Annotated in this window: 26 protein-coding genes and 2 pseudogenes; 4 read left to right on the top strand and 24 right to left on the bottom strand. The window is 37.2% G+C overall.

Annotated features, from left to right (window positions below; all coding sequences use genetic code 11):
* Nucleotides 1-14 precede the first annotated feature (14 nt).
* The 5 genes and pseudogenes from RU87_RS09995 to mreC form a co-directional block, all read right to left on the bottom strand.
* Nucleotides 15-104 (bottom strand): annotated as a pseudogene (locus tag RU87_RS09995) (SEC-C metal-binding domain-containing protein); the annotation flags it as partial.
* Nucleotides 105-203: 99 nt separating this feature from the next.
* Nucleotides 204-2,594 (bottom strand): annotated as a pseudogene (gene secA, locus RU87_RS05115) (preprotein translocase subunit SecA); the annotation flags it as partial.
* Nucleotides 2,595-2,951: 357 nt separating this feature from the next.
* Nucleotides 2,952-4,184 (bottom strand): peptidoglycan hydrolase PcsB, encoded by a 1,233-nt coding sequence (pcsB, locus tag RU87_RS05110; protein ID WP_068161936.1) that lies wholly within the window; start codon nucleotides 4,182-4,184, stop codon nucleotides 2,952-2,954.
* Between the two features lie 90 nt (nucleotides 4,185-4,274).
* Nucleotides 4,275-4,808 (bottom strand): rod shape-determining protein MreD, encoded by a 534-nt coding sequence (gene mreD / locus RU87_RS05105; RefSeq protein WP_068161932.1) that lies wholly within the window; start codon nucleotides 4,806-4,808, stop codon nucleotides 4,275-4,277.
* A gap of 258 nt (nucleotides 4,809-5,066) precedes the next feature.
* Nucleotides 5,067-5,918, bottom strand: coding sequence for a rod shape-determining protein MreC (gene mreC, locus RU87_RS05100; RefSeq protein ID WP_068161931.1), 852 nt, complete (start codon nucleotides 5,916-5,918; stop codon nucleotides 5,067-5,069).
* Between the two features lie 217 nt (nucleotides 5,919-6,135).
* Between mreC and RU87_RS05095 the strand changes: the two genes are divergently transcribed.
* Nucleotides 6,136-6,585, top strand: a complete 450-nt coding sequence (locus tag RU87_RS05095) for an NUDIX hydrolase (protein WP_068161928.1) — start codon at nucleotides 6,136-6,138, stop codon at nucleotides 6,583-6,585.
* Between the two features lie 26 nt (nucleotides 6,586-6,611).
* Here the strand turns inward: RU87_RS05095 and RU87_RS05090 are convergent, their stop codons facing one another.
* The 5 genes from RU87_RS05090 to RU87_RS05070 all read right to left on the bottom strand — a co-directional run bounded on the left by RU87_RS05090 (nucleotide 6,612) and on the right by RU87_RS05070 (nucleotide 11,193).
* Nucleotides 6,612-7,349: a formate/nitrite transporter family protein gene (locus RU87_RS05090; RefSeq protein ID WP_068161926.1), complete on the bottom strand. Its 738-nt coding sequence runs from the start codon at nucleotides 7,347-7,349 to the stop codon at nucleotides 6,612-6,614.
* 127 nt (nucleotides 7,350-7,476) lie between these two features.
* Nucleotides 7,477-8,160 (bottom strand): ribose-5-phosphate isomerase RpiA, encoded by a 684-nt coding sequence (gene rpiA, locus RU87_RS05085; protein ID WP_068161923.1) that lies wholly within the window; start codon nucleotides 8,158-8,160, stop codon nucleotides 7,477-7,479.
* Between the two features lie 168 nt (nucleotides 8,161-8,328).
* Nucleotides 8,329-9,789: a DEAD/DEAH box helicase gene (locus tag RU87_RS05080; protein WP_068161921.1), complete on the bottom strand. Its 1,461-nt coding sequence runs from the start codon at nucleotides 9,787-9,789 to the stop codon at nucleotides 8,329-8,331.
* Nucleotides 9,790-9,962: 173 nt separating this feature from the next.
* On the bottom strand, nucleotides 9,963-10,712 hold the full coding sequence (locus RU87_RS05075; RefSeq protein ID WP_068161918.1) for a hypothetical protein: 750 nt from the start codon (nucleotides 10,710-10,712) through the stop codon (nucleotides 9,963-9,965).
* Nucleotides 10,690-11,193 carry a MarR family winged helix-turn-helix transcriptional regulator gene (locus RU87_RS05070; RefSeq protein ID WP_068161914.1) on the bottom strand — a complete coding sequence of 168 codons (504 nt, stop codon included), beginning with the start codon at nucleotides 11,191-11,193 and terminating at the stop codon, nucleotides 10,690-10,692. The genes RU87_RS05075 and RU87_RS05070 overlap by 23 nt, the downstream gene beginning before the upstream one ends.
* Before the next feature lie 596 nt (nucleotides 11,194-11,789).
* Here RU87_RS05070 and RU87_RS05065 point away from each other — a divergent pair.
* Nucleotides 11,790-12,140: a PH domain-containing protein gene (locus tag RU87_RS05065; RefSeq protein ID WP_068161912.1), complete on the top strand. Its 351-nt coding sequence runs from the start codon at nucleotides 11,790-11,792 to the stop codon at nucleotides 12,138-12,140.
* Nucleotides 12,141-12,798: 658 nt separating this feature from the next.
* Here the strand turns inward: RU87_RS05065 and pepC are convergent.
* Genes pepC through glmU form a run of 8 tightly spaced genes read right to left on the bottom strand, consistent with a single transcriptional unit; the run spans nucleotide 12,799 to nucleotide 19,955 of the window.
* Nucleotides 12,799-14,124 (bottom strand): aminopeptidase C, encoded by a 1,326-nt coding sequence (gene pepC / locus RU87_RS05060; RefSeq protein WP_068161909.1) that lies wholly within the window; start codon nucleotides 14,122-14,124, stop codon nucleotides 12,799-12,801.
* A gap of 28 nt (nucleotides 14,125-14,152) precedes the next feature.
* Nucleotides 14,153-14,719 (bottom strand): nicotinate-nucleotide adenylyltransferase, encoded by a 567-nt coding sequence (locus tag RU87_RS05055; protein WP_068161907.1) that lies wholly within the window; start codon nucleotides 14,717-14,719, stop codon nucleotides 14,153-14,155.
* Nucleotides 14,716-15,543: an NAD(+) synthase gene (nadE, locus tag RU87_RS05050; RefSeq protein WP_068161904.1), complete on the bottom strand. Its 828-nt coding sequence runs from the start codon at nucleotides 15,541-15,543 to the stop codon at nucleotides 14,716-14,718. Before nadE ends, RU87_RS05055 begins: the two co-directional genes overlap by 4 nt.
* Entirely contained in the window at nucleotides 15,540-16,979 is a 1,440-nt protein-coding gene (locus RU87_RS05045) for a nicotinate phosphoribosyltransferase (protein ID WP_068161902.1), read from the bottom strand. The genes nadE and RU87_RS05045 overlap by 4 nt, the downstream gene beginning before the upstream one ends.
* A 1-nt stretch (nucleotide 16,980) precedes the next feature.
* Nucleotides 16,981-17,661, bottom strand: coding sequence for a 5'-methylthioadenosine/adenosylhomocysteine nucleosidase (locus RU87_RS05040; protein WP_068161899.1), 681 nt, complete (start codon nucleotides 17,659-17,661; stop codon nucleotides 16,981-16,983).
* A gap of 55 nt (nucleotides 17,662-17,716) precedes the next feature.
* Entirely contained in the window at nucleotides 17,717-17,989 is a 273-nt protein-coding gene (macP, locus tag RU87_RS05035) for a cell wall synthase accessory phosphoprotein MacP (protein WP_068161895.1), read from the bottom strand.
* On the bottom strand, nucleotides 17,982-18,542 hold the full coding sequence (locus RU87_RS05030) for an NUDIX hydrolase (protein WP_068161892.1): 561 nt from the start codon (nucleotides 18,540-18,542) through the stop codon (nucleotides 17,982-17,984). Before RU87_RS05030 ends, macP begins: the two co-directional genes overlap by 8 nt.
* Before the next feature lie 39 nt (nucleotides 18,543-18,581).
* Nucleotides 18,582-19,955 (bottom strand): bifunctional UDP-N-acetylglucosamine diphosphorylase/glucosamine-1-phosphate N-acetyltransferase GlmU, encoded by a 1,374-nt coding sequence (glmU, locus tag RU87_RS05025; RefSeq protein ID WP_068161889.1) that lies wholly within the window; start codon nucleotides 19,953-19,955, stop codon nucleotides 18,582-18,584.
* Nucleotides 19,956-20,330: 375 nt separating this feature from the next.
* Here glmU and proC point away from each other — a divergent pair, with 375 nt between their 5' ends.
* Nucleotides 20,331-21,110, top strand: coding sequence for a pyrroline-5-carboxylate reductase (gene proC / locus RU87_RS05020; RefSeq protein ID WP_068161887.1), 780 nt, complete (start codon nucleotides 20,331-20,333; stop codon nucleotides 21,108-21,110).
* A 145-nt stretch (nucleotides 21,111-21,255) separates the two neighbouring features.
* Here proC and tig read toward each other — a convergent pair whose 3' ends face one another.
* The 6 genes from tig to spx form a co-directional block, all read right to left on the bottom strand.
* A complete protein-coding gene (tig, locus tag RU87_RS05015; protein ID WP_068161885.1) occupies nucleotides 21,256-22,539 on the bottom strand; it encodes a trigger factor in 1,284 nt (427 codons plus the stop codon).
* A gap of 169 nt (nucleotides 22,540-22,708) precedes the next feature.
* Entirely contained in the window at nucleotides 22,709-22,897 is a 189-nt protein-coding gene (locus tag RU87_RS05010) for a DNA-directed RNA polymerase subunit beta (RefSeq protein WP_068161883.1), read from the bottom strand.
* On the bottom strand, nucleotides 22,890-24,173 hold the full coding sequence (murA, locus tag RU87_RS05005; protein WP_068161878.1) for a UDP-N-acetylglucosamine 1-carboxyvinyltransferase: 1,284 nt from the start codon (nucleotides 24,171-24,173) through the stop codon (nucleotides 22,890-22,892). Before murA ends, RU87_RS05010 begins: the two co-directional genes overlap by 8 nt.
* A 109-nt stretch (nucleotides 24,174-24,282) precedes the next feature.
* Complete coding sequence (locus tag RU87_RS05000; protein ID WP_068161875.1) at nucleotides 24,283-25,053, bottom strand: inositol monophosphatase family protein; 771 nt, start codon at nucleotides 25,051-25,053, stop codon at nucleotides 24,283-24,285.
* A complete protein-coding gene (locus tag RU87_RS04995; protein WP_068161872.1) occupies nucleotides 25,022-25,306 on the bottom strand; it encodes a UPF0223 family protein in 285 nt (94 codons plus the stop codon). The genes RU87_RS05000 and RU87_RS04995 overlap by 32 nt, the downstream gene beginning before the upstream one ends.
* A gap of 3 nt (nucleotides 25,307-25,309) precedes the next feature.
* On the bottom strand, nucleotides 25,310-25,705 hold the full coding sequence (gene spx / locus RU87_RS04990) for a transcriptional regulator Spx (RefSeq protein WP_068162030.1): 396 nt from the start codon (nucleotides 25,703-25,705) through the stop codon (nucleotides 25,310-25,312).
* Nucleotides 25,706-25,776: 71 nt separating this feature from the next.
* Between spx and RU87_RS04985 the strand changes: the two genes are divergently transcribed.
* Nucleotides 25,777-26,016: a DUF2829 domain-containing protein gene (locus tag RU87_RS04985; RefSeq protein WP_068161869.1), complete on the top strand. Its 240-nt coding sequence runs from the start codon at nucleotides 25,777-25,779 to the stop codon at nucleotides 26,014-26,016.
* The last annotated feature ends 8 nt before the right edge of the window (nucleotides 26,017-26,024 follow it).

Raw genomic sequence — 26,024 nt, 5'->3', positions numbered from 1 at the left:
TCATGTCGTTCAGCTTAAAGCGCACCTGCACGTCCGTGACAATTCTTAAATTTCTTACCAGAACCACATGGACAAATCTCATTACGACCAACTTTTGAAAAATCAAATTCAGTATCTGCAGTTTTAGCTGCAGCCACAGTCGTTAGATTTTCTTGAGATGCCGTTGTGACAATTTTAGGCCCGTTTTCTTGCTGAATCGTTGTTTGTGGATGTATTTGTGCTTTCATCATCAAACGTGTTACTTCAAACTCAATCGCACCGATCATATTATTAAACATAGCAAAAGCTTCTTGTTGATATTCTACAAGTGGATTGTTTTGTGCATAGCCACGTAAGCCGACACTTTGGCGCATTTGATCTAATTGGTCGATATGATCTGACCAGTTTGTATCAACTGTTCTAAGAATAACAGCTTGTTGGAAACTTAACTGACGTTCTGAGTCAGATAATTTTTCCATCTGTTCAGCATAGACAAGTTTGACTTTCTCAAAAATCAAAACTTTGATTTCATCTAAGTTCAATTTATCAATTTCAGCTGTAGTAATTGCCCCATCTGGTAACAAGTTACTCTCAACTTGGACAATTAAATCCTGTGTGCCCGTCTCATCTAATTTGCCTAATGGCGCTTGCCCATCAACTAATCTGTCGATTGTACGTTTGAACATCCCTAATAATTGCGGGGTCATATCCTTGTCAGCAGTAATCACTTCATAGCGTTGCTTATAGATAACTTCACGTTGCTCACGGATTACATCATCATATTGCAAGACTTGTTTACGAGAATCATAGTTATTCCCCTCAACTCGTTTTTGAGACGCTTCGATTTGATTTGTGATCATGCGTGATTTTATCACCGCATCTTCACCTTCTAGTTTGAAACGATCTAAAATAGCAGCAACACGCTCACTACCAAAACGACGCATCAAATCATCTTCTAATGACAAATAAAACTGAGAAATACCTGGGTCACCTTGACGACCAGAACGTCCACGTAACTGATTATCTATACGGCGAGATTCATGACGTTCAGTCCCGATAACAGCAAGACCTCTATACTCAGCTTCTGGATGATCTACAACACCCGCACCGAGTTTAATATCGGTACCACGACCAGCCATATTGGTTGCGATCGTAACTGCACCTTTTTGGCCGGCATTCATGATAATTTGTGCTTCTCTAAAGTGGTTTTTAGCATTTAAGACTTCATGCGGAATACCAGCTTGTACTAATCGTTTAGAAATCACTTCGGATGTTTCTACACCAACTGTACCAATTAAGATAGGTTGCCCTTTATCATGACGGTCTTTAACATCAGCGACAACTGCTGTAAATTTAGATTCAATCGTTGGATATAACAAGTCTGGATGATCTTCCCGAATAACCGGTACATTCGTTGGTATTGGGATGATTTGCATATTATAAATCTCACGGAATTCTTCTGCCTCTGTTTTAGCAGTACCAGACATTCCTGCGAGTTTTTTATACATACGGAAATAGTTTTGATAGGTGATTGATGCCATCGTTTTAGATTCGTCTTGAATCGGCACAGCTTCTTTAGCTTCAATCGCTTGGTGTAGGCCGTCAGAAAAACGTCTACCTTCCATAGCACGACCTGTAAATTGGTCAACAATCAAAACTTCTTTATTTTCGTCAACCATGTAGTCAAAATCATGCAACATGATATAATTAGCGCGCAATGCATTATCGACATAATGCGTTAATGCAGCATTTTCTAAGTCATATAAGTTATCGATAGCAAAGAATTTTTCTGCTTTATCGATTCCTTCTTCTGTTAACCCAATTGTTTTAGACTGAAGATCAATCTTATAATCATCGCCTTCTTCGTAGTCTTCACGACCATTCAACTGTTTTGCGAACTGATCTGCACGATAATAAAGTGCACTAGAACTTTCTGCCTGACCAGAAATAATCAAAGGTGTTCTAGCTTCATCAATTAAAATAGAATCGACCTCATCAACTAAGGCAAAACTTAGTGGACGTTGTGACATTTCTTCAAATGTTGTCACCATATTATCACGCAGATAATCAAAACCTAATTCTGAGTTAGTTGAGTACGTGATATCACACGCATAGGCTTCACGTTTTTCAGCTGCAGACTTAGTAGCTGAATTAATCCCTACAGTTAAGCCAAGCCAGTTATAAAGTTCACCCATCTCAGTCGCATCACGTGCAGAAAGGTATTCATTAACTGTCACAACATGCACACCTTCACCAGCGATTGCGTTTAGATACACAGGCATAGTTGCGGTCAACGTTTTACCTTCACCGGTTCTCATTTCAGGTACATCACCATTATGCAAAACGATCCCACCCATAATTTGAACATGGTAAGGAAAAAGACCCAGTACGCGTTTAGCACCTTCACGAGCGACTGCAAATACTTCATAAAGCAGGTCGTCTAACGTTTCACCGTTTTGATAACGTGTTTTGAATTCGGCTGTTTTTGCTTGAAGTACTTCATCAGGCAATGCTGCAAAGTCAACTTCATACGCTTCAACTTTTTCAGCCATTTTATGTAATTTTTTTAACTGTTTTTTATCATTTTCAATTAAATTTTGAATAATGTTAGCCATTTTTTCTCCTAGATCATTTTAGCACTTGTTCTAAAACAGAATACTTCCTTTAATTCTACCATTTTATTAGATTAAGTTCAAATACAATAATAGACAATATGTACTTCATAGTAGATATAATCTGCCTTTTATTTTTTAAAAAATATCTATCTTAGCCTCTGAAATAGAAGAAAAAATAGAACACCTAACAAACAAATAATCACATCTTACTGTATAAATTTTAAATATAACCATATTTATCACCTCTTAAAGGGACAGACCCTAAATTTGATACAAAAAAAGCAGTAAAACTTAGTTTTACTACTTCATATGATCACGTTATAACAGTTATCTGTTATAGGTTATAGGTTAATCGATTTATGGGTAAATGTAAGTTACTGAACCTTGGCAATTCGTTGGATTGAACCATCCACGATAGTTACCAATACTTTGGTTACCTGCATAGTTACATTCGCTAACTTGAATACTTGTTGCACTTTGAACAGCTGTTACAACTGCTACGTGACCATAGCCACCATCGTTCCATGATGCAATTGCACCAACACGTGGTTGACTACCTGTGCTGAAGCCTGCTGCTGCTGCTGAAGCAGCCCATTGGCCTCCGTTACCCCAGTTGTTACCAGCCCAAGGTGCTAAGACTTTAGCGCTCCAAGTACACTGTCCTACAGGGTAAGTATTGTTACTTGGCTGTGGTGTTGGTGTAGGCTGTGGTGTTGGTGTTGGTGTTGGCTGTGGTGTAGGTTGTGGTGTTGGTGTTGCACTACCACCACCATCAGTGTTTGTGTTTGTGTTTGTATTTGTGTTAGTATTAGTGTTTGTGTTAATAGCTGCAGTTGTATCCGCATTTGTTGTTGCTGCTGCTTTTACTTGATCGTTATAAGCTTTTTCTGCTGCTGCTGCTTGGGCTGCTTGTTGTTGTGCTGCTGCTTTTTGATCTAAAAGTGATTGTTTTTCACCTTCAGCAGATGCACGTTCAGCTGACAAGTTCAATTGTGCAACTTTAAGCTCAGCTTGACGTGTATCAAGCGTTTTAGCTTGAGCGTCCATTTCATCAATTAATTTATAACCTTCATCTACTTTAGCTTGGTTAGATTTAACTGATTCGTCAAGTTCTTTTTTAGCTGCTTCTTGTTGTTTAAGCATATCATCATTTGCTTTAACAATTGTTCTCATAGCTGAGATACGTGTCACAACATCTGAAAGCGACTTAGAGCTCACAACTGCATCAACGTATGATGTTGCAGCACCATCAGTTTGTGCTGATCTTGCTTGTGCTTTAAGAGACTCATCACGTTCTGCAATTTCTTTAGTTAAAGATAAAATTTTAACTTGTAGTTTTTGAGATTCTTTTAATAAATCTGCTGTATCATTTTTAAGTTTGTCTTGTTTTGATTTTAAACTATCAACTTGTGATTGGATAGTAGATACTTCTGCTTGTGCTGATGATTCAGCACTCTTTGTCGAGGCAATTTTAGCATCTTGTGCAGCAATTTTAGCATCTGTGTCATCTGCAGAAACTGTGAATGTTGCCGATACTGTCGATAAGATAACGGTAGATAATAAAACCGCCGAGATAAGTCTTTTCTTCATATTTTAACGTTTTTCTCCTCAAATTAGCTAAAATAACTAGCTTCAAAATTCATTATACGCTTTCATAGCTTATATTATGTTACAACATTGTTACAATTTAGTGTTTTTTTGTAATGTTTCGTATGCTTTTGTCATACCATAAAAACGTTCTAGTGGAAACTGCAGTAGTAGTGCGTAACAGATATTTAACGCAAGACTTGGCGCCATCTCATAAATGATATATTCACCGAAATTAAAATTAGATAATTGAAATGCCCACATCATGACTGCTGAAAAAAACTCAAATGCAGATACAATAATAATAATTGTAAAGATACGTGTCAATCTATTTTCAAAAACTGTCTTTCTGATATTATAGACAAACAGCACAATCAGTGGAAACAAAAGACTGGCTATACCATAAACTCCTATATAATAGCTATCATAGATAACACCCATTACAAAAGCCACGATAATCATATAACGATAGCTATGTTGCAAGATACTGTATGTCAAAAAAATCAAAAATAAACATGAGGTAATCATCAACGCATGGTGACTCAATAATTGTGTCATTTGACCGTCCAATAACATACTTAATAACAAAATAAATGGGGTCAAAAATTGGAATGCAATTCTACTCAAATTTGGTCCTTCCCAACATAAAATCAGTCTTGCTCAACTTTTTTTTATAAAGTAAGCTAAGTAGTACTTGGCACAAGATAAGTAACATCACTTGCGCTATATCGTATTGTTTACTTAGATTGCTTTGGCAATAAAACGTCTGCATTACTGATAAAGTTAACCGACTAGTAGTCGGCCTAACGATAGTTGACTAGAGTGAACCTTTACTATCTCTAGTCAACTATCGTTTGCACAACTTTTTATTACAGAAAGTTGTTTTTATTGTAAGCCACGCTTAATCACAAAGGCAAATTGCATGTTACTAAATTGTCCAGCTGGTTTCACATAAACTTCGCGATCGACACTTTTAGTATTTGGTTTTTCACCAATGATTTCACCAACATTCAAATCTGCTGGTGAATTACCACCTAAACCTGATGTTACTACAGCGTCTCCTTTGTTAAATTTGAGATCAGATGAAATTTGTGTCACAATAAAAGCATTTTGTTGTGCATCGTACCCAGTAATTAGGCCAAATGCAGGATTTTCTGCAGTCCCAAGTCTAACTGGAATTTTGCTCTCTAAGGCTTTATCAGATGTTAAAAGTGCGACTTTCGATGTTGTTTGGTTGACCTGTACAACTCGTCCAACAACCCCACCATTACTCATCACTATCATATCTTGGGCTAAGTCATCTGATTTCCCTTTGTCAATAGTCATCGTATCATTCCAAGCATTAGGACTTCTAACAATGACATTAGCTGAAAGTTTATCGTAGTTTGTCAACGTGTTTTGTAAAGCCAGAGCTGATTTGAGTGCCTTATTTTCTGCTTTAAGACTACTAACGTCACTCGAATCATCCGATAATTTAGTGACTTGTTTACTCAAACTGGCATTTTGTTCATACGTTGCCATAAAATGACCTAAATCACTTAATTTATTTTGGAAAAAATTAAAAGGAACGCCAATCACCCGATCAATGCCACCGACACTTTCATTAATTACGACACTCATGGCAGAGGGGGATCTTTTTTCCTTATAATGCTGTGCTGACACTAAGATAGCAATACAGGCAGCAATCATCATGATCAATGCCATGATAATTATTTTACTAAAATTTATCTTCTTCACTTTACGACTATCTCCAAATCACTCGATAAAATAAGCCTTTTGTCAGACTCATCTGATATAGGGTTTGATTTATTTCTCATATCAAACGCCTACTGTTATCTTTTTCATTAGCATTTTACACAAACACTATCATTTACCTAACTTAACTTAATTTATTTTATCAAATTTTATCAAAATTTGATAGAATAGACTTAAGAAAATTAACGGAGAAAAGAATATGATCCCAACTTTTGGCAGCAAACTTGACCATAAACAATATCAAGCACGTTATGGCGTCTATGGTATTGTATCACGACACAATAATTCTGAGATTTGTCTTGTACAAGCTCCAAATGGCGCTTATTTCTTACCTGGTGGTGAAATAGAGGCTGGTGAAGATCACAAAAAAGCACTCGTTCGAGAATTACATGAAGAGCTTGGTGCTAAAGCTAAATTAGGTAAATATCTTGGTCAAGCAGATGAGTACTTCTATTCATCTCATCGTGATACCTATTACTATAATCCAGCCTATATTTATGAAACAATTGATTACGAAGTGTTAGGGGCACCACTTGAAGATTTTAATCATATTGATTGGTTTCCTGTTGATATCGCGATCACTAAATTAAAAAGAGGTAGCCACAAATGGGGCATTCAAGTATGGCAAGACTATCTCAATTCATTATAATAAAAAACTGTCAATCGACAGTTTTTTTATCTTTCATGCTTTTGATAAGCTAGTGTATAAAATAATGAGATTAAAATTGCACCACCCACAATATTACCTAAGTAAACAGGAATAAAATTCGCTACAAAATCCAGCCAACTCGCATGACCTATAAAAATAATAAACGGAATTAAAAAGCTATTTGCAACACTATGCTGAAACCCAATCGCGACAAACGTCATCACAGGAAACCAGATGGCAAGTATTTTTCCTGAAAAATCTTTAGCACCATAGCTCAACCATACCGCTAATCCAACAAACCAATTACAGCCAATCCCAGAAAAAAAGGATGTCAAAAAATTAGCATCTAATTTGCCTTGGGCAACATGAACGGCTTCTTTGAGCGGAGCACCTGAGGTAAGCGTACCTGCCAATACGCCAAACGCATAAGCAACGAATATAGCACCTAAAACATTAGCTACTGTGATGATAAACCAATTTTTTAGTAACTCTGATAATGTCACACGTTTTTTAAAATACCCAACTGCAACTGCCATCATATTGCCAGTTATCAGCTCTCCTCCTGCAAGTAAAATCACAATTAAACCAACAGGAAAAACTGCTGCCCCAACGATACCACCACCGACCCGTAGATAGGCTAGATACCCTAAAGAAATCATCGCCCCACCGATAAAACCCAATATTACTTTAGTTAGTAATGGTTTGTTTACTTTAACGACTGCAGTTATTGCAGTTTGTTCTAAAATTTCTTCTGGTGTGTACATACCTTAACAATACTCTTTTCTAAATAATGACAACTGCTACAAGGATCACCTCAAAACCAGCACTAGCTCGTGAAATATCTAGTTGATTGATCACTTTAACATCCATTTTACATTATTTTGGAAACGATTACAAGTTATTTGTGATTATCTTCACATTGCCATCTGCACTACCAACAATAACTGTTTTTACCATATCATTAAATAACCCGTGCTCTACGACGCCAACTGTCTCATCTAATAATTTGGCTAGACGTTGCGGTTCTTTTATTTCCTTCATATGTAAATCAATGATGTAATTGCCCATATCTGTAACAACTGCTACGTCATTAGCATCCACACGTAATCTAGGATTAAAACCTAATGTCTCAAACAATCTAAATACTTGTCCACTACCAAAAGTAACGACCTCTACTGGCAAAGGAAATGCCCCCAAATGTTTGACCATCTTAGAGTCATCTGCAATCCAAATATAATCTTTACTATACGTTGCAACAATTTTTTCCATCAAAAGTGCTGCGCCGCCACCCTTGATACCATTTAAATCAAGGTCTACTTCATCAGCTCCATCAACAGTTAAATCGATATAGGCAACATCATCGATATCTTTTAATGCTATCCCAAGACGTTTGGCCTGCTCACTCGTCACACTAGACGTTGTCACACCCGTAATCTGTAGATTTTCTTGTGCAACACGACGTCCCAATTCTTCAACAAAAAAAGCAGCAGTAGATCCCGTCCCTAGCCCGACAATCATACCATCCTTGACAAATTTTGCTGCCTCAATACCAACTATTTTTTTTATATTTTCCATAAACTCATTATAGCAAAAAGACTTAACTTAGGTAAGCTAAATTAAGTCTTTACTTGCTTTCAGGGATATTAGCTTAACTTGATTCAGTCTGATAAGAACTCTACGAGTGATACTTTAGCTAATCTTTAACCCTAAGACAATCCCTCAATCCTCAGATAGGCTATGCGTTTACTCATATTTCCCCGCATTTGCTCGTGATACTTTACGAACTCTACCCTTAATTTTTTCAGTTTGCAACGCCTTTAATACTTTGGCGCCTTTGCCATTTAAAATTTCGACAAAAGTCGACACATCAACAATCGAAATCACGCCAACATCATCACCCGTGATCCCTGGAATACTCGTAATTGCACCCACGACATCACCAGCTCTGAGTTTTGTCTTCTTGCCTGCATTAATATGCAGTTTCATAATCTCGTCTTTAAACAGCGTATTCTTATCTTTTTTTAACACTAAGGCACGATTTTGTTTGGCGATAAAGGACGAAAGACGTTTATCAACTAAACTGATACTTGGCAGCTGCATCTCAACTATTGATGCACCAAGTAGCTTTTGAGCTTGCTCGATTTTAGCAAAATCACTGCGTTGCGCAGGGCTCACTAAAGCAATCGCTTGTCCTGTTTTTTCAAAACGTGCTGAGCGACCGATGCGATGTGTATAGGCATCTGGATTGTCAGGTAGATCATAGTTATAGACAACTGCAATATCTGCCACATCAATCCCACGTGCTGCAACATCAGTTGCAATCAAATAGCGGAAATAATTATGCTTAAAGTCATTGATAACCCGAGTTCTATCACGTTGTTCCATTCCGCCATGTAAGGTTTCAGTATTCACATTTTTTTGCTGTAAAAATGTCGAAATATCATCAACAGCAGCGCGAGTATTGGCAAAAATAATCGCTGAATCTGGATTTTCAATGACCAGTAGCTGATAAAGGCTTTCAAGCTTATCTGCTTGGTCTACTAAGTAGAAAGACTGATTAATTCGTTTTGATACGGCGTTGGTTGCCTCCACTTCGACTACAGTAGGATTTTTGACATAAAAATCGGCGATATCTTTTACTTCCTGAGGTAATGTGGCCGAAAACAGTGCCACTTGTGGTCGACTTGACAAGGCATCAAAGATGGCATCAACTTGATCCATGAACCCCATGCTAAGCATCTCATCAACTTCATCGAGTACCATCAGTTTCACTAACCCTAGCTGAATCGTCCCTTGTTCGATATGATCCAATAATCTACCAGGTGTGGCAACGACAACATGTGTGCGTTCCTTCAAATTACGGGCTTGTGCTTGAAAAGAAGCATGGCCGATTAACGTTTCAACCTTAATACGTTTGAAACGGCCAATATTAAAAATTTCTTCGCTAATTTGTGATGCTAACTCTCTCGTTGGGGCAAGTACAAGTACCTGAGGGCGGCGTTCTTCCCAAGCAATGCTTTCCACGATTGGAATAGCAAATGCAGCTGTTTTACCACTACCTGTCTGTGATTTAACAAGTAGGTCATGACCTGCGATCATCTCACTAATCACAGACTCCTGTACTTGCGTAGGTTCAATATAATTCAGCGCAGTCAATGCTTGCTTTGTTTTATGACTAATATTTAAAGTATCAAATGTCTTCATCTTGTGATTATACCACGCAAGCTCACTAAACCGCAATAGGGGGCACAACTCGCTTGTTAAGCAATTGTTAAAAATAGGGTACACAATAAAAAACAATGGAGTTCAATGCGACCGCCGTAAACCACCGCCTCGTGACTTAAACATTAATAGATGACAAAAAAAGCAGACCATCGTTACGCGTTGATGACATAGCCAATCCATCTTCTAAATTCACAAGCCAAATGGTATTGATGTTTTCTGATCATATAACGCGGTAGAACTGATGGAAATTCTACCAATGCTTTAAAACGCAACCCATCTTTTTCTTGCTTTATTTGGTGCCGCACGCCACCAATAATCGTACCATCTTCAAGCTTTGCAGTGCCAGCGGCTTGCACTTGATAGTCTTGACTCAAACTAGACCGCAAGCCCTGAACATCCCCATAATGCGCAAAAAATCTAGTTGGTAAAGGCGATCCCCCTGTATATTCAATCACTTCTTGTCTATTTTTATCTGTAGCAGTTAAGACAAAATGATCCGGATTTGTAGCTAAATTCATAAATAGATGCTCAGCACTATTGACTAACATGATGGTTTCTATCTTTTCCATGACTTCCTCAGGGGTCATATCAGTATGCTGAATTATCAGTTCAGCCATACTAAACTTTCTGTTCCCTCTTGAGAGCTTAGCTGCAATTTTTGAGACGAAATTTCCGAATGTATACCGTTTTTTTAGTAAACTTCGAAATACTTCAGGATCTTGAGAAGATTTCATTCTCCCTAATGCTTCCCTAGCTTGATCAATATGCGCTAAGGATAACAAGTCAGGATTTAATCTAAATCCCTTTTTTATCAAAAAGTTATACTCATACCTCAAACGCTTTAATTCCCATTTGTCTATTTCTTCTTTAGAGATTAATTTATGATTTATCACTATTTCCATATTCGGCCTCCTTTTGTTGAAACATGAGCTGGTATTCATCTATACTCAAAGCTATTTTTTGAAAAATGTCTATTAATATCCCAATTTGATCGCTAGAAAATGCCGACAGATCATTTGTGATGGATCGATATAAAGCCTCATGTAAACTATTATGAGACGCTAGTACTGATTCGCCTAAGGAGGTAATCAGCACTGCTTTGTTTTTTTTGTTTTCTTTTTTTTGAACGATAGTAATCAAGTCCAGACTTAATAATTTTGGTATCTGCTGAGAAATATTTCCTTTTGTGACACCTAAACAAGTTGCAAGAGAGGTGATAGTTAGCTTAGGATATTTAGCAATCATCTCCAGTAAATGTAGCTGACTGGTACTGATATTAATATCATCTTTGATATTAATAGGCTTATGTTGTATTTTAGTCAACTGGTTATTTATCTTAAAAAATTGTTCAGCTAATTCATTAAACCTCTCATCTTGTTTCACAATATTCTCCTCATTTCTTGATGATAGATTATAGTATAGCACTAAACAATAAAAAAATAAAACGAATAGCTACTTTTAGTTGATGTATACTATCAATAACTTCTTATCCCGACATAACTCTTCCATACATTCACAGCTAGGTCAAAAATAACACATCTAGTTTTACGGTTTATTTAAAATTATTTAATCCCTAAGAGCATCTTGTCCTTCTCATTTGTGTAACTTTCATACTTTTGTTAAACTATGAGTAAAGTAAAGCCTTGCAAGAGTTTCTCTGCTAAGTTTAAAATCTTTATTTTGGCTAGTTGGGACTTTTTTGTTGCAATCGTATTTTGATAACTTGTCCAAGATATTAAAGTACTTCACAACTAAAATGAATTGATACATTATTAAAAGTAGGTAAAATGAATAACGTCTCGCTAACTGCTATTGATAAATTTTTAGAGCCTAATAAAAAACTCATCTACTTAGCCAATGCTCTTGTTAGATTACAACAAATGTGATTTGTAGACTATCACAGTTCTTTAAACACATATTCCGATATATATGTAAGCTGGAATTAGATAATTTGCATAAATGAATTACGAGGTATAGAAATGAACCTGTTAACTATTGAAAAAGATAGACTAATTATTGAACCAAAGGGGTTGGATAAAATATGGTCTTTTACAAATAAAATTGAAATACCATTTAAAAATATCATAAGTGTATCTATCGATAAAAAGATTACAAATGAACGTAAAGGAATTAGACTGCTTGGACTTGCAACCTTTAGTAAATGGTCTGGTACTTTTATTTCAAAAAAAGAAAAGAATTTTTGGAACGTGACTAGAACTGAAACACCCATAGTCATTGCATTACGTAACGAAAAGTTCAAAAGATTAATTATAGGGGTTGCAAATGCTGAGGAATGGGCAATCAAACTGAACAGATTGGTAACTCATTAATACTAAACTCAACATACAACATTAATCAAGCGATACTGATAGATTTTTAAATCTTAATAGTTTGCAACGATTATCCATCAGCAAACTAAAAAGTAATACATCATATACCAACTATCTTTTCACTAACATAAAAAAATTTAAGAAGGACCTGATGAAAAAATTATTTCAATTAGTTTTATTGTCATGATACTACTTTCTTAAACAGCATGTACTAACCATCAATCTGATACTGCTGCAGCAAAAGCTCATAAAACATCAACATCAAAAAATATAAAAAAACATACTACTTCACCGATGCGACATTTGACGGGGGATTATTGGCAACTTTCTTCTGAAGTGATGAATTATCCTGATTTAACAAAATTTACAAATTTGTCTATAGAAACAAGTATCTCGAAAAATAGGACTTATTTAAAATCTAATTAGGACTTATTTAAAATCTAATTGCGTTCGATTATCAGTAGCTGATAGCCACTGGTTATATCAACAGGCTAATTTAGGGGTGCTTCCTGTAGGAACACGAGTGATTATTAATCCTTGATAAGGATAATAAAGGCATTCTTCGAATATCACAAAAAACTGCTCAATTCCCTAAAATAAAATAGGCTTCATAACGAAAAAAAGAACTAGATAAAAACTAGTTCTTTTTTACTGATTGTTATCTTGATGCAAGTGCACCCATAGGATCCCACGGCAATAGAGAAATTGGCTGTGCGTCATAGGCTGTTAGTTCTACGTCATTCAAAAAGTCTTTTCTGATGACGATTTGATAGGTATATTCATCCATCCAAGCATCAGATGCTGTGAAGTAACCTTTTTTCCCGACAGCATCTCCCCATGAGTTTTCCACCTTCCATTTTAGTGGATAGCCAGTATCATCTAAATCAACGCCAGTTAACACCATTGCATGTGTCATCAAAGACTCAGAATAATCTAGTCGACTTGCTTTATCTTGTGTAAAGGCGATATCCATGGCTGAAAAATCGTACGCATCTAGTGTTAAAAGACCATCTTTACGATTTGACTCTTGTCCAACATCACAGCCAAACCAGACTGTTTCACCGGCTTGCAGTTGTTCGATAGCTAATTGTTTAAAGCGCTCCATATCGACATTCAAATGTTTAACATCACGCGCACCAACGACATTGCCTAAAAATTCAACTGTATAAGATTGATTATAAGGTTTGTCTGCAGTTGGTGCATTGATCACACTCACATAATCATCTAGATTGAGATTCACAAACTGATCATAAAACGCTTGTGGTGTCACATGAGATAATTTATGAAATGCGTTATCTTTATCACGATACTCAAACTCAAATGCTTGTGGTGGCAAGCCTAATGTCATCGACAAGTAATTAAAAACTTCTTGTAACAACTCAGCTTTTTTAGCTGCTACGTCACCACCTGTTTTGATCAACTCACGTAAAATTTGCGCATCTTGACGTAATAATTTATTTAAATATTGATTGAGTTCTCGGCTAGCACTAGATGAGATTGATTCTGGATAGATCGCTTTGGGTACGACACCATATTTTTGGAAAAGTGCCACAACCATATCCCATTGTCCACCATCTTGTTGTGGCACATCAAGCAAAAATTTTAATTTTCGATCACCAAGTTCAAGATCACTCGTGCCAATAATTTGTTCTAGAAACCAGTTTGATTTCTCATACTTATCCCAGAAAAATGTATAGGCTTGTGATAATTCAAAATTTTCAAGTTTAAATTCTGTTAAAATTTTATGACGAAATGTATTTAAGGCAGCAAACATCCAGCAACGGCCAGATTGTTTTTGATTACTGACAGGATCATTTGTCAAATCAATTGAAAAAACAGGTAAGTTTGCAGCATGTGATGCCCGATTTTCAAGTGAATTAAGCAAGCCATTTTTAGTCACAGCATTTTCTACTGCACCAAATTTAGGAGTCGCCTTATAGGTATCAAATAATGATTGTGTAAATTCTTGTGTTAATTCTAGCATAATATCCTCCGACGCATAGCATCCCATTTTACTGGTAAATGCCATGTTGATTAATATAAGCAAGTACTTCGGCAGGTAGCAAAAAGTTTGGGGCTATATCTGTTGCGATACAGTCACGAATATAGCTTGATGATGTAGACAAAATCGGCAGATCAACTATCTGAACTGGATAGCTCGTCTTTAATTCAGACGATTGGTCACGTCTTACAGCAACAAATGTGACTAGATTCATCAACGCATCAATTTTGTACCATTTTTCCAAATAATCAACCATATCTCCACCGATGATGAAAAAATACTCATTTTCTGGGTGTTGGGTTGTGAGCTGTGTCATTGTATCGAACGTGAAAGATTTTCCACCACGTTCAATTTCCGATAGATTAATGGTTAAGTTTGGATAGTTAGCAAGTGCTAAAGTTAGCATGTTAACACGATGGTGCGCTGCTATCGTCTCCTTAGCATCTACATGAGGTGGTTCGTTTTCAGGTAGCAACTGAACCTCATCTAGTCCTAATCTTTGTTGTACTTGATCTGCAATAAACAGGTGTGCATTGTGAACAGGATTAAAATTGCCACCTAAAATACCTATTTTCATGCGCGCCAAAAGTCATCAAAAACAGTGATTGGCAAGTGGCGTTTGTGTTGCGTTTTTACCCACCAATTTTCAATGACAGATTGCGCTTGCTCACTTACTTTTTTACCCTCTAAATAATCATCAATCTCATCATAAGTGACACCAAGGGCTACCTCATCAGCCAAACCTGGTTTACCATCTTCTAAATCGGCAGTTGGTATTTTTTCATAAATTGCAGCATCTGCTGATAAATAAGCAAGCAATGCTTTACCTTGACGTTTGTTAAGTCTAAAAAGTGGTAAGATATCAGCGCCACCATCACCAAACTTAGTAAAGAACCCAGTGATATTTTCAGCAGCATGATCGGTACCAATCACTGCACCAGCATTGGCACCAGCGATTGCATACTGTGTAATCATACGTTGACGTGCTTTGATATTTCCTTTGTTAAAATCAGAAATGTCAACACCAGCTGCTGCTAAAGCCGCAACCTCACCATCTACTGCTGCTTTAATGTTTACTGTCAAACTTTGATCTGGTTTGATAAATTCAAGTGCGCGCTGTGCATCAGCTTCATCCTGTTGTACGCCATAAGGTAGTCGAATAGCGATAAATTGATAAGACGCATCGCCAGTTTCAGCACGTAATGCTTCGACTGCTAATTGTGCTAAGCGCCCTGCTAAGCTTGAATCTTGACCACCAGAAATACCTAAAACTAACGTTTTTAGGAAAGGATGACGTTTTAAGTAATCTTTCAAAAAGTCAACTGAACGTGTTACCTCTTGGGCTGCGGATATCTCTGACTTAACGCCTAACTCTGAAATAATTTCTTCTTGTAAACTCATTTATAGACATCCTTTCTCACTTCATCTATTAATTTCATTTTATGATCCCATACATCTTGTGCTAAATCAACCGGATAATCCTGAGGATTTAAATCACGTTTATATTCTTCCCACAAATCATCTAACTTTTCGTTGAAGTAGGCTTTTATGGCTACCAAATCAGGTAAGTCATAAACTAAGTTACCTTTTTCAAAAATCGGTACTAAAAGTGGACGTGCCGTAAAATTAGTCAACTTTTTATTGATATACGTGTAGGTCGGATGAAACATGACAAGTTCTGATAAATCGTTTGGATCGACATCTGAAAAAGTAATATAGTCTCCTTCAGATTTGTTTTTATCCAAGCTCCTGATTCGCCAGACTTGCTTTTTACCCGGAGTAGAAACTTTCTCGGCGTTATTTGACAGTTTGATGGTATCTCGCATCTCACCGTTTTCTTTTTCTATAGAGACAATCTTATAAACGGCACCTAAAGCAGGTTGATCATAAGCAGTAATCAGTTTGGTACCGACACCCCATACATCGATTTTAGCTTTTTGCATTTTTAAGTTGAGGATGGTATTTTCATCAAGATCATTTGACGCATAAATTTTAGCTGACGTAAACCCTGCTTCATCTAGTTGTTCTCGTACCTTTTTAGATATATAAGCCATATCGCCCGAATCAATCCGAACACCTAAAAAATTAATCTTATCTCCCATTTCCTGTGCCACTTTAATCGCAGCAGGTACACCGATTTTTAACGTATCATAGGTGTCCACCAAAAATACGCAATCTCGATGTGTCGTCGCATACGCCATAAACGCATCATAGTCATTACCATAAGCTTGTACTAGGGCATGGGCATGAGTGCCTGAAACCGGGATGCCAAATAACTGACCTGCTCGAACATTTGACGTTGCATCGGCCCCACCAATAACGGCAGCACGTGTCCCCCAAATCGCAGCGTCCATTTCTTGTGCACGTCTAGTCCCAAATTCAAGTAAAGGGGCATCTCCGATAACAGACTTAATTCTCGCTGCTTTTGTCGCAATAAGCGTTTGAAAATTGACGATATTCAGGATTGCTGTTTCAACTAACTGGCATTGTGCTAGTGGTCCCTCAATTTGCATAATCGGTTCATTGGCAAATACTAAATCACCTTCTTTAACAGATTTGACATCGCAAGTAAAGCGCATAGCTGATAAGTAAGTTAGAAACGCTTCTGGATAACCAAGTTCTCTTAAATACGCAATAGCCGCTTCATCAAAATGTAAGTCTTTTAAGTAGCTGACAACGCGTTCGAGACCAGCAAAAACAGCATAGCCATTTTTGAAAGGCATTTCTCGAAAATACACCTCAAATACAGCACGTTTTTCAGAAATCCCTTTCTCAAAATAGACTTGCATCATGTTTATCTGATACAAATCTGTATGTAATACTAAATTATCACCCATCTCATACCATCACTTCTAATAGCTTGATCAATGTTGTTGCAGATTTCTCTCCTGCTTGAATAATGAAATCATCAAAACTATCCGCCGCTTGGCCATCTGCAGTATCTGAAATACTTCTAACCACAACAAAGGGTTTGTTCAAAGCTGTAGCAGCTTGTGCAATCGATGCCCCTTCCATCTCTACAGCCAATACATCAGGAAAATGTGTTTTGATCTCAAGTTGACGCGATTTTGATGCGATAAATGAATCAGACGAAGTGACTAGCCCTGTTTTAGCTGTTTTATCAGCTTTTTTAAGTTCTGATACAAAATACTTACTACTATGATAATACAACTCTTGACCTGCCATCTGACCAAAGGCATAGCCAAACGCTGTCACATCGACATCATGATAAGCTAAGCGATCAGCAATAACCACATCACCCACTGCTAAACCTTCACCGACACCGCCAGCTGAACCAGAATTAATGATCCCGTCAACATCAAAAATTTCTACTAGTAAAGTCACGGCAATCGCACTCATCACTTTACCAATACCTGATTTAACTAATACCACATCATGACGGCCAATCGTTCCTGCATAGAAAATCACGCCATGATGGCTCGATTTTGTCATCGACTCTAGGTTTTGGGTTAATATTTTTAATTCCTCATCCATCGCTGCAATAATGCCTATTTTCATGCTAATGCCTCATCTCTTATACTAAACTATTATGTTTTTAAAATGCTATCTATTGTTAAAACTTAAATACAATAATAATCACAATGATCAATAAAATACCCAAGATAACAATTGATCGTGTAATTTTTTTGCCGCGCTCTTCTCGCTTTTGCGTTTCAATACGACGACTTTTATAAACTTGATTTTTTGCTAATTTTGTTTTCTCAGATGAAAACTTTTTGATCAGTTGCGTATCATCTTGCTTAGCTCTCTCGAACTCTTGTTCCAGTCGTTGTTTATTTTGTTTAGCGACCTTAATAATCTCATCAGTCAATAACGGTTTAGTCATATGTTTCAAGCTCCCAATACTGAATCGCAATGATTGTTTTCGCATCTGATATCTCACCGGATTTAACCATCGCTTTTGCTTGCGCTAATGTGACTTCACAAAGTTCTATATTTTCATCATCATCTTGTGCGCGAGGATTGTCAAGCTTTGTCAATTCCTCAGCTTTGTATAGATGCAACAATTCATTACAGAATCCTGGTGCAGTATAAAAAGCGCTAAGTTTTCGAATCTTCGCTGCTGACATACCTGTTTCTTCTTCAAGTTCTCGACTCATCGCAGCTTGAGGATCTACATCCTCTCCTTTTTCCAACTTTCCAGCAGGAATTTCATAAATCACCTTTTCGAGTGCCTTACGAAATTGTTTCACAAGAATCATCTTATTGTCATTAGTAATTGCAAGTACTGCGACACCCCCATTATGAAAAACAAGTTCTCTTTTGGCGGTACCTGAGTTATTAGGCAGTGTAACAGTATCACATTTTACATCAATCACCTGACCTTTAAAGATATCTTGTCGACATAGTGTCTTTTCTTCAAAATCTTCAAACTTCATCGCTACTTCCGTCTCTCATTTCATTCATCTTGCAGATTTTTAGTCTACGTGATAACTTGGCAAGTGCTTAGCACGTCCAGTCTTATTTGTTTGTCTTGCCCGACCAAAGGCTACGTCCGCCTCAAATACATCCGATGTGATAACTGACCCAGCAGTTGTCACTGCATTTTTACCAATTGACAACGGTGCGATCAAGGTTGAATTACTACCAATGAAAGCATAGTCTTCGATTTCAGTATTGAATTTGTTTTTACCGTCATAGTTGACTGTAATCGATCCAGCACCAAAATTAACGCCGTCACCTACTGTCGCATTCCCGATATATGTCAAATGACCTGCTTTTGTACCAACGCCTAATGAAGATGCTTTAACTTCCACAAAGTTACCGATATGGACATTTTCATGAAGCACAGTACTTGGTCTTAGATGTGCATAAGGGCCAACATTTGCACCTTCTTTTAAAGTAGCATACTCAACTGTAGAATTACGGACTTGCGTGTGATCATCAAGTATCGAATCTTCGATACGGCTGCCTGATGTGATATAGACGTCTTTTCCTATAACAGTCGTTCCTGTGATGACAACGTTTGGCTCAATGATTGTATCAGACCCTATTTGAACACTAGCATCAATATAGGTTGTCTCTGGATCAATTAATGTCACACCATTCACCATATGTTGGTGATTAATACGGTGACGCATGATTTTTTCAGCTTGAGATAAGGCAATACGATCATTGACACCAATCGATTCTTCAAAGTCATCTAAGACAAAGGCGCCAACTTTTGCGTCGTTTTCTTTCATAATTTCAATGACATCAGTCAAGTAATACTCACCTTGCGCATTGTCAGTTGTAATATCTGACAACGCATCAAATAATGCTTGATTATCAAATACATAAGTCCCTGTATTAATCTCTTGAACAGATTTTTCAAAATCATTTGCATCTTTTTGTTCAACGATTTTAGAGACTTGTCCATCTTCACGAATGATACGGCCATAGCCTGTTGGATCTTCAGCGATAGCTGTCAGGATTGTTGCTGTAGCTTTTTCTGATTGGTGAAAATCAACTAATTCAGCTAAAGTTTCAGATTTAATCAAAGGCGTATCTCCAGCTATGATAAGCGTAGTCCCTGTCAAATCTTTTAGTAGTGATTCAGCAATTTTGACAGCATGACCTGTTCCCAGTTGCTCTTCTTGTTTAACATACGAAATATCCTCTGGCAGGATACTGAGCACTTCTTTGGCACCATGTCCCACGATAACAAGCGTTTTTTCTGGATTAATCGCTTGCGTCGCTGACAATACGTGACTGATCATCGCTTTCCCCGATACTTGATGTAGCACTTTTGGTAATTCAGACTTCATACGTGTCCCTTTACCAGCTGCTAAAATAATTGCATATTTATCCATTACGGCTCCTTTTTTACTTAACGTACCCTATTTCAATTTTATAACTTATTTATAATAAAATTTTATCCCCTCTATTATACCAGTAATCTCTTGCTTTGTCTTATATAATACCGTTTGGTTGACTGTCGCATTCACTATGGTTCTCATTTAGCATCTAAAAAAAGAGACACTTCTAAAACGCAATCGTTTCATCTCCATTACGGATTAGGATTTTCTCAAATAGCTAAGGTTATGGTAGAATGATAGATGTGAAACAAAATCAACTAGTTTTCAAATTACTAACTGACTAATGATGACATTATTAGTCAGTAACAAGGGCTTGTTGAATCCATCAGCTCAACACGACCATCAGACTTATATAAATAGGAGTACCCCATGATTACTATCGGTTTTATCGGTGCAGGAAAAATGGCATCAGCTATCATTAATGGATTGGATAAAAAACAATGCCAAATTCAACTATCAGCTAGCTCTGCTCATTCAACACAAAAACACGCACAAGCACTAAACGTCACAGCAGCAGCAAGTCACAATGACTTAATCCAAAGCAGTGATATCATTGTGCTTGCTGTTAAACCTCATATCATCCCAAGTGTTTTAACACAACACAAGATAGATAAACCAATAGTATCTATTGCAGCAGGGATGACATTGTCTGATTTAGCAGAGTTGACATCCCCTACACAACCACTTATTAGAGTCATGCCTAATATTAATGCAACCATTCAAAAAGCAACTACGGGCATCACTAGAAACGAAAATGTTTCTGATGATACTTTTGCCACTGTTGTGTCAATATTTGAACGTGTTGGCAGTGTACATGAGATTGCTGAAAAAGATTTTGGTACTTTTACTGCATTAGCAGGTAGTTCCCCTGCCTATATTTACATGTTTATCGATGCGATGAGTCGTGCTGGTGTGCTGCATGGTATGCCTAAAGATGTTAGCACAAAAATCGTTTCTGAAACTGTTTTGGCAAGTGCTGAGATGGTACTTAAATCTGGAGAAAACCCTTGGACGCTCGTCGATAACGTCTCTAGTCCCGGGGGGACTACTGTTGCAGGAGTTGTTAGCCTAGAACAACATAATTTTGTGGCAACAGTTATTGATGCGATTACAGCAACAGTTGAAAAAAACAATCAAATGAGACAATAACTCACCTTAACACCATCAAAAAAAGCCAGATTACGATTCGTTAATCCGGCTTTTTTTATTATGCTTTACATGTCACTGATTGTCGTTATCTGATCAACATGAGCATAAAAAAACAACTTCTTTCGAAATTGTTTTCTCAATACAATTATTTAACGACTGCAGTTGATGTGATGATTTCAACTGCTTTTTTAGCTGCGATATCATGTTTAAGCATGTCAGCTGGTAAAAGTTTGCTAACTTCTTCTTTAGGCATGTTATAGTTTTCAGCTAATTCAGAAATCTCAATATCGATTTCATCTTGAGTTGTTTCAAAGTTTTCAGCAGCTGCTACAGCTTCGATAACTAAGTTTGTACGAACACGTTTGTCAGCATCACCTTCAAATTGTGCATGAAGTTGGTCTTCAGATGTACCTGTTAATTGGTAATACATGTCAGCAGAAATACCTTGTTGTTGCATGTTGCCAAGGAATTCATTCATTGCACGATGTACTTCATCATGTACCATTTCGCTTGGCAATTCAACGATTTCTGCATTAGCCACTGCAGTTTCAATAGCAGCAGTATCAACTGCATCAGTGTATTGTGTTTCTTTTTCTTCAGTTAATTGTGCTTTATATTTTTCTTTAAGCTCAGCTAAAGTAGACACTTCTTCATCGATATCTTTTGCTAATTCATCATCGATTTCAGGAACTTCTTTTGCTTTAACTTCGTGGATAGTTGTTGTAAAGACAGCAGCTTTCCCAGCTAAATCTTCAGCTTGATAATCTTCAGGGAATGTTACGTTTACTTCAACAGTTTCGCCAGCTTTATGACCAACTAATTGCTCTTCATATCCTGGAATAAATGATCCTGAACCAAGTTCTAAGCTATGGTTTTCAGCAGTTCCGCCGTCAAAAGCAACGCCATCAACTTTACCTTCAAAGTCAATCACAACAGTATCGCCGTTAGCAGCTGCATCTTCTTTGATAACTAATTCAGCAAGATTTTTTTGTGCTGCTTCAATTTTAGCATCAACATCGGCATCAGTAACTTCTTTAGTCACATCTACTGAAACTTCAAGATTTTTATACTCACCAAGTTTAACTTCAGGTTTTACAACAACTTCTGCTGTAATTTCCCAATCTTCACCTTTATTCATTGATTTGATATCAATTTTTGGTTGTGCAACTGGATCAATGCCGGCTTCAACAACAGCAGCTTCGTAACTTTCTGGTAAAACAGCGTTCAAAGCTTCTTCATAAAGTGCTTCTTCACCGTACATTTTATTGAAAACAGTACGTGACACTTTACCTTTACGGAATCCAGGTACGTTAAGATTCTTTTTAACTTTATCAAAAGCAACATTAAGACCTTTAGTGATTAACTCTTGGCCAATCGTAAATGTTAAAGTACCATTATTTACACCAGTTTTTTCAAAACTTGCAGTCATTTGTATTTCTCCTAAATTATAATCTATTTGAGCTTACCTTTATGGTAATATCACTTTGAAACTTAAAGATAAACTTCAGTTCAACTTGTTCATTTTAGCATAATAATGTCAAAAAATCAAATATTGATATGGTATCTTACCATTTGAACACTTGTTTAGATACGGATGGTCACTTAGCACTTAACTTACTAAAGAAATCATGCCAAGTACTTGGTTTAAATACATCTCCTGGATTGCCACCGCCTAAACCGCCATAGCCTAACATTAACCCTAAAATAACTGCTAACGTCATTAAGATCGCAACTAATAAAATTAATGAAATACGTATCCCTAGAAACTTAACCGTTTTTTTAAACATGACATGACTCCTTTGGGTTAATCCGCTTGATATCAGCACCTAGTTTTGCGAGTTTTTCATGGAACTTGTAATAGCCGCGATCTAAATGTTCAAGATGTCCTACTGTTGTGGTACCTTGGGCTACCATACCTAGTAGGATCAAGGCAGCACTAGCACGAAGGTCTGTTGAGCGAACCTCAGCACCTGAAAACGGACCGCCACCTTGAATATTTGCAGAATTTCTAGAAATATCAGCTGATAAGCCCATACGACGCATTTCTTCTAGATGTTGAAACCTATTTTCAAATACTGTTTCTATCATGGTAGATTCACCATTAGCTACAGCTTGTGCTGCTGTCATCTGTGCTTGCATATCTGTTGGGAATCCAGGGTGTGGTAAGGTCTTCACGTTAACTGACTTTAACGTTTCTGGTCCTATCACTCTAATCCCATCCTCTTCTTGAATAATATCAACACCCATCTCAGAAAGTTTTGATAACAATGGGCGATTATGTTCACGAACCGCATCAAGAATTAACACATTACCTTGTGTCATCGCAGCAGCTACCATAAAGGTTCCAGCTTCTATTCTATCTTGGACGACATGATGCGTTGTGCCATGCATTTTTTCAACACCTTTAATCACAATCGTATCCGTACCAGCACCCTTAACATCGGCACCCATCTTATTCAGTAAATTTGCTAAATCAACAATTTCAGGTTCCCGTGCTGCATTCTCTAAAACCATAGTCCCTTTAGCTAGTGTAGCAGCCATCATGATATTTTGGGTCGCACCCACTGATGGAAAATCCATGTAAAAATGAGCACCATGTAAGGCGTCTGCTTTTGCTTCGATGAACCCGCCATTATGCGTAATCTCAGCACCCATTGCTTGTAACCCACGAATGTGTAAATCAATTGGACGAGACCCTATTGTACAGCCACCTGGCATAGAGACACGAGCATGACCATTTCGAGCGAGTATCGGGCCAAGTACAACGATAGATGCACGCATTTGACTCACATATTCATAAGGTGCTTCAATAGCAACTGATTCGGCAGCTTGTGTCACAACAGTGTTCTGTTGTTTATCAAATACCAAGGGAATATTTAAGTGGCTAATCACCGCATTCATTGTATAAACATCACTCAGAATTGGCACATTACGTAGGACTGTCTCTCCCTCAGATGGTAATATTGTAGCAGCTAAAAGTGGCAACACTGCATTTTTAGCACCTTCAATCTCAACTTGTCCTTTTAGTTGTGTATGACCACCATTGATTATTATTTTATCCATTGCTCTACTTCCACATTCTATCTTTTACAAAATTATATCATATTTCTTTTTTTATGTTCAAATTGCAGATTGATTAAAAAAAAATGGAGGAAACCCTCCGTCTTTTTGCTTATATTGACTTAGTTTCACTTAATACTATTCGGTAATTCTCTGGGATTGACATGACCATTTGGCGTCCTTGAAAATCTAGAGGACTGCCATCTAGTTTTAAAGTCGTATAGCCGAATGGTGCTATTAATACCGCACCTGCTGCGTAGTCCCAAGGGGATAAATTACTAAAATAACCCCAAATCTTACCATCTAAAATATTGGTATATTCTATCCCTGCACTACCAATCGCCCGAACACCCAAACACTTGTGACTTAAGTCAAATAACCCACCTGCATTTGTGCGATACATATACGCGCTAACACCTATCAAACTTTGTGCTAGTGGTTTAGCTGTCAACTGAAGTTCAGTACTATTTCTATAAGATGTTTGACCATCACCCCAATACAAGTTGTCATTCATGACATCTAAAATAATACCAAGTTTACCAACACCTGATTCATAATAGGCTAACATCACCGCAAAATTATCTTTTTGCACGATAAAGTTTGTCGTCCCATCAATAGGATCTAATACCCAAACATTACCATCGTTGATATCATGTCTGACATCATTTTCCTCAGCCAAAATATGATCATCTGGAAAGGTTTCTTGAATCTTTGCAATAATAGCATCTTGAACCTCACCGTCGAGATTTGTTACTAAATCATCAAAATGTGTTTTCTCAGAAATTTCTAAGTCATCTGCTAAATGTGCTTTTAAATAAGCGCCAGCATCTCTAACGACTGTTTTTGCAAATTCAAGCTTTGTATTTAATCGTTTGTCGTTCACTTCTTTTAGCCTCCTGTAAGGCACGATAGGTTGAATAGCCAGATACTTTTTCAAAGTCTCGATCAAGTTGTTTTTCTTGCATCTTAGATGGGACAACTGTTTTAAAAACACGATAAGCTGCTAACAGCTCATCTCGAGAAACTTGCGTTTCATAGAAATCTTCCACCCGATTAAAAAAAGAAATGACTTGTGCAAATTCTATGCTAGTCCATGATAAATCTAAGGGATACTGATAATTACGATTGTCTAGCATCTTTTATGCTCCTGAACTCATCACATCACGAAGTTCTGCTTGTCTATAAGAGCGTGGTAAAAATGCTCTAATTTCATCTTCATTAAAGCCAATTTGCATTCTTTTTTCATCCACAATAATCGGTCTACGCAGTAAACTTGGATGCTCCGAAATTAAGTTAATGAGTTGATTCATTGTCAACTCATCAACGTCAATGTTTAACTTTTGGAAAACCTTGCTACGTGTTGAGATGATATCTTCTGTCCCATTCTCAGTCTTAGCTAAAATAGCCTTCAAGTCGTCAGCTGTCATCGGTTGTGTTAATATATTATGCTCTTCGAATGGCACACCGTAGCTATTAAACCACACACGTGCTTTTCTACAAGAGGTACAACTCGGTGATAAATATAAATTAATCATAATCATCTCACTTCACTAATTAATAAGTTAGTAGTCTCTTCATTATACCAAAATTTTGATATAATGTAATTATGAATTTTGAACAGATATTACCACACCTTAAAGACGGTGGAAAAGCAGTCCGGACACAAGGGTGGGGTGGCGCAGAAAACTTCGTGAAACTCTACCACACGATCACCTTGGAAACAGGAGAAACATTAGATGTTACCCCTTATTTCTTAATCCATGTCTCAGGAGAGGGAGAGGGATACTCTATGTGGAGTCCAACACCTTGCGATGTCCTTGCAAATGACTGGAAAGTTGTCCAATAATGGTCTTT

Source organism: Pseudolactococcus plantarum (assembly GCF_002441715.1).
In the GTDB taxonomy this organism is placed as follows: domain Bacteria; phylum Bacillota; class Bacilli; order Lactobacillales; family Streptococcaceae; genus Pseudolactococcus; species Pseudolactococcus plantarum.
This window is presented reverse-complemented; position numbering and strand designations above follow the sequence as displayed.

What these genes read in the sequence shown, in the direction of transcription:
- pcsB (WP_068161936.1), bottom strand. Translation starts at nt 4,184, where the DNA reads ATGAAGAAAAGACTTATCTCGGCGGTTTTATTATCTACCGTTATCTTA.
- RU87_RS05095 (WP_068161928.1), top strand. Translation starts at nt 6,136, where the DNA reads ATGATCCCAACTTTTGGCAGCAAACTTGACCATAAACAATATCAAGCA.
- RU87_RS05090 (WP_068161926.1), bottom strand. Translation starts at nt 7,349, where the DNA reads ATGTACACACCAGAAGAAATTTTAGAACAAACTGCAATAACTGCAGTC.
- rpiA (WP_068161923.1), bottom strand. Translation starts at nt 8,160, where the DNA reads ATGGAAAATATAAAAAAAATAGTTGGTATTGAGGCAGCAAAATTTGTC.
- RU87_RS05080 (WP_068161921.1), bottom strand. Translation starts at nt 9,789, where the DNA reads ATGAAGACATTTGATACTTTAAATATTAGTCATAAAACAAAGCAAGCA.
- RU87_RS05075 (WP_068161918.1), bottom strand. Translation starts at nt 10,712, where the DNA reads ATGGAAATAGTGATAAATCATAAATTAATCTCTAAAGAAGAAATAGAC.
- RU87_RS05065 (WP_068161912.1), top strand. Translation starts at nt 11,790, where the DNA reads ATGAACCTGTTAACTATTGAAAAAGATAGACTAATTATTGAACCAAAG.
- pepC (WP_068161909.1), bottom strand. Translation starts at nt 14,124, where the DNA reads ATGCTAGAATTAACACAAGAATTTACACAATCATTATTTGATACCTAT.
- RU87_RS05055 (WP_068161907.1), bottom strand. Translation starts at nt 14,719, where the DNA reads ATGAAAATAGGTATTTTAGGTGGCAATTTTAATCCTGTTCACAATGCA.
- nadE (WP_068161904.1), bottom strand. Translation starts at nt 15,543, where the DNA reads ATGAGTTTACAAGAAGAAATTATTTCAGAGTTAGGCGTTAAGTCAGAG.
- RU87_RS05045 (WP_068161902.1), bottom strand. Translation starts at nt 16,979, where the DNA reads ATGGGTGATAATTTAGTATTACATACAGATTTGTATCAGATAAACATG.
- RU87_RS05040 (WP_068161899.1), bottom strand. Translation starts at nt 17,661, where the DNA reads ATGAAAATAGGCATTATTGCAGCGATGGATGAGGAATTAAAAATATTA.
- macP (WP_068161895.1), bottom strand. Translation starts at nt 17,989, where the DNA reads ATGACTAAACCGTTATTGACTGATGAGATTATTAAGGTCGCTAAACAA.
- RU87_RS05030 (WP_068161892.1), bottom strand. Translation starts at nt 18,542, where the DNA reads ATGAAGTTTGAAGATTTTGAAGAAAAGACACTATGTCGACAAGATATC.
- glmU (WP_068161889.1), bottom strand. Translation starts at nt 19,955, where the DNA reads ATGGATAAATATGCAATTATTTTAGCAGCTGGTAAAGGGACACGTATG.
- proC (WP_068161887.1), top strand. Translation starts at nt 20,331, where the DNA reads ATGATTACTATCGGTTTTATCGGTGCAGGAAAAATGGCATCAGCTATC.
- tig (WP_068161885.1), bottom strand. Translation starts at nt 22,539, where the DNA reads ATGACTGCAAGTTTTGAAAAAACTGGTGTAAATAATGGTACTTTAACA.
- RU87_RS05010 (WP_068161883.1), bottom strand. Translation starts at nt 22,897, where the DNA reads ATGTTTAAAAAAACGGTTAAGTTTCTAGGGATACGTATTTCATTAATT.
- murA (WP_068161878.1), bottom strand. Translation starts at nt 24,173, where the DNA reads ATGGATAAAATAATAATCAATGGTGGTCATACACAACTAAAAGGACAA.
- RU87_RS04995 (WP_068161872.1), bottom strand. Translation starts at nt 25,306, where the DNA reads ATGCTAGACAATCGTAATTATCAGTATCCCTTAGATTTATCATGGACT.
- spx (WP_068162030.1), bottom strand. Translation starts at nt 25,705, where the DNA reads ATGATTAATTTATATTTATCACCGAGTTGTACCTCTTGTAGAAAAGCA.
- RU87_RS04985 (WP_068161869.1), top strand. Translation starts at nt 25,777, where the DNA reads ATGAATTTTGAACAGATATTACCACACCTTAAAGACGGTGGAAAAGCA.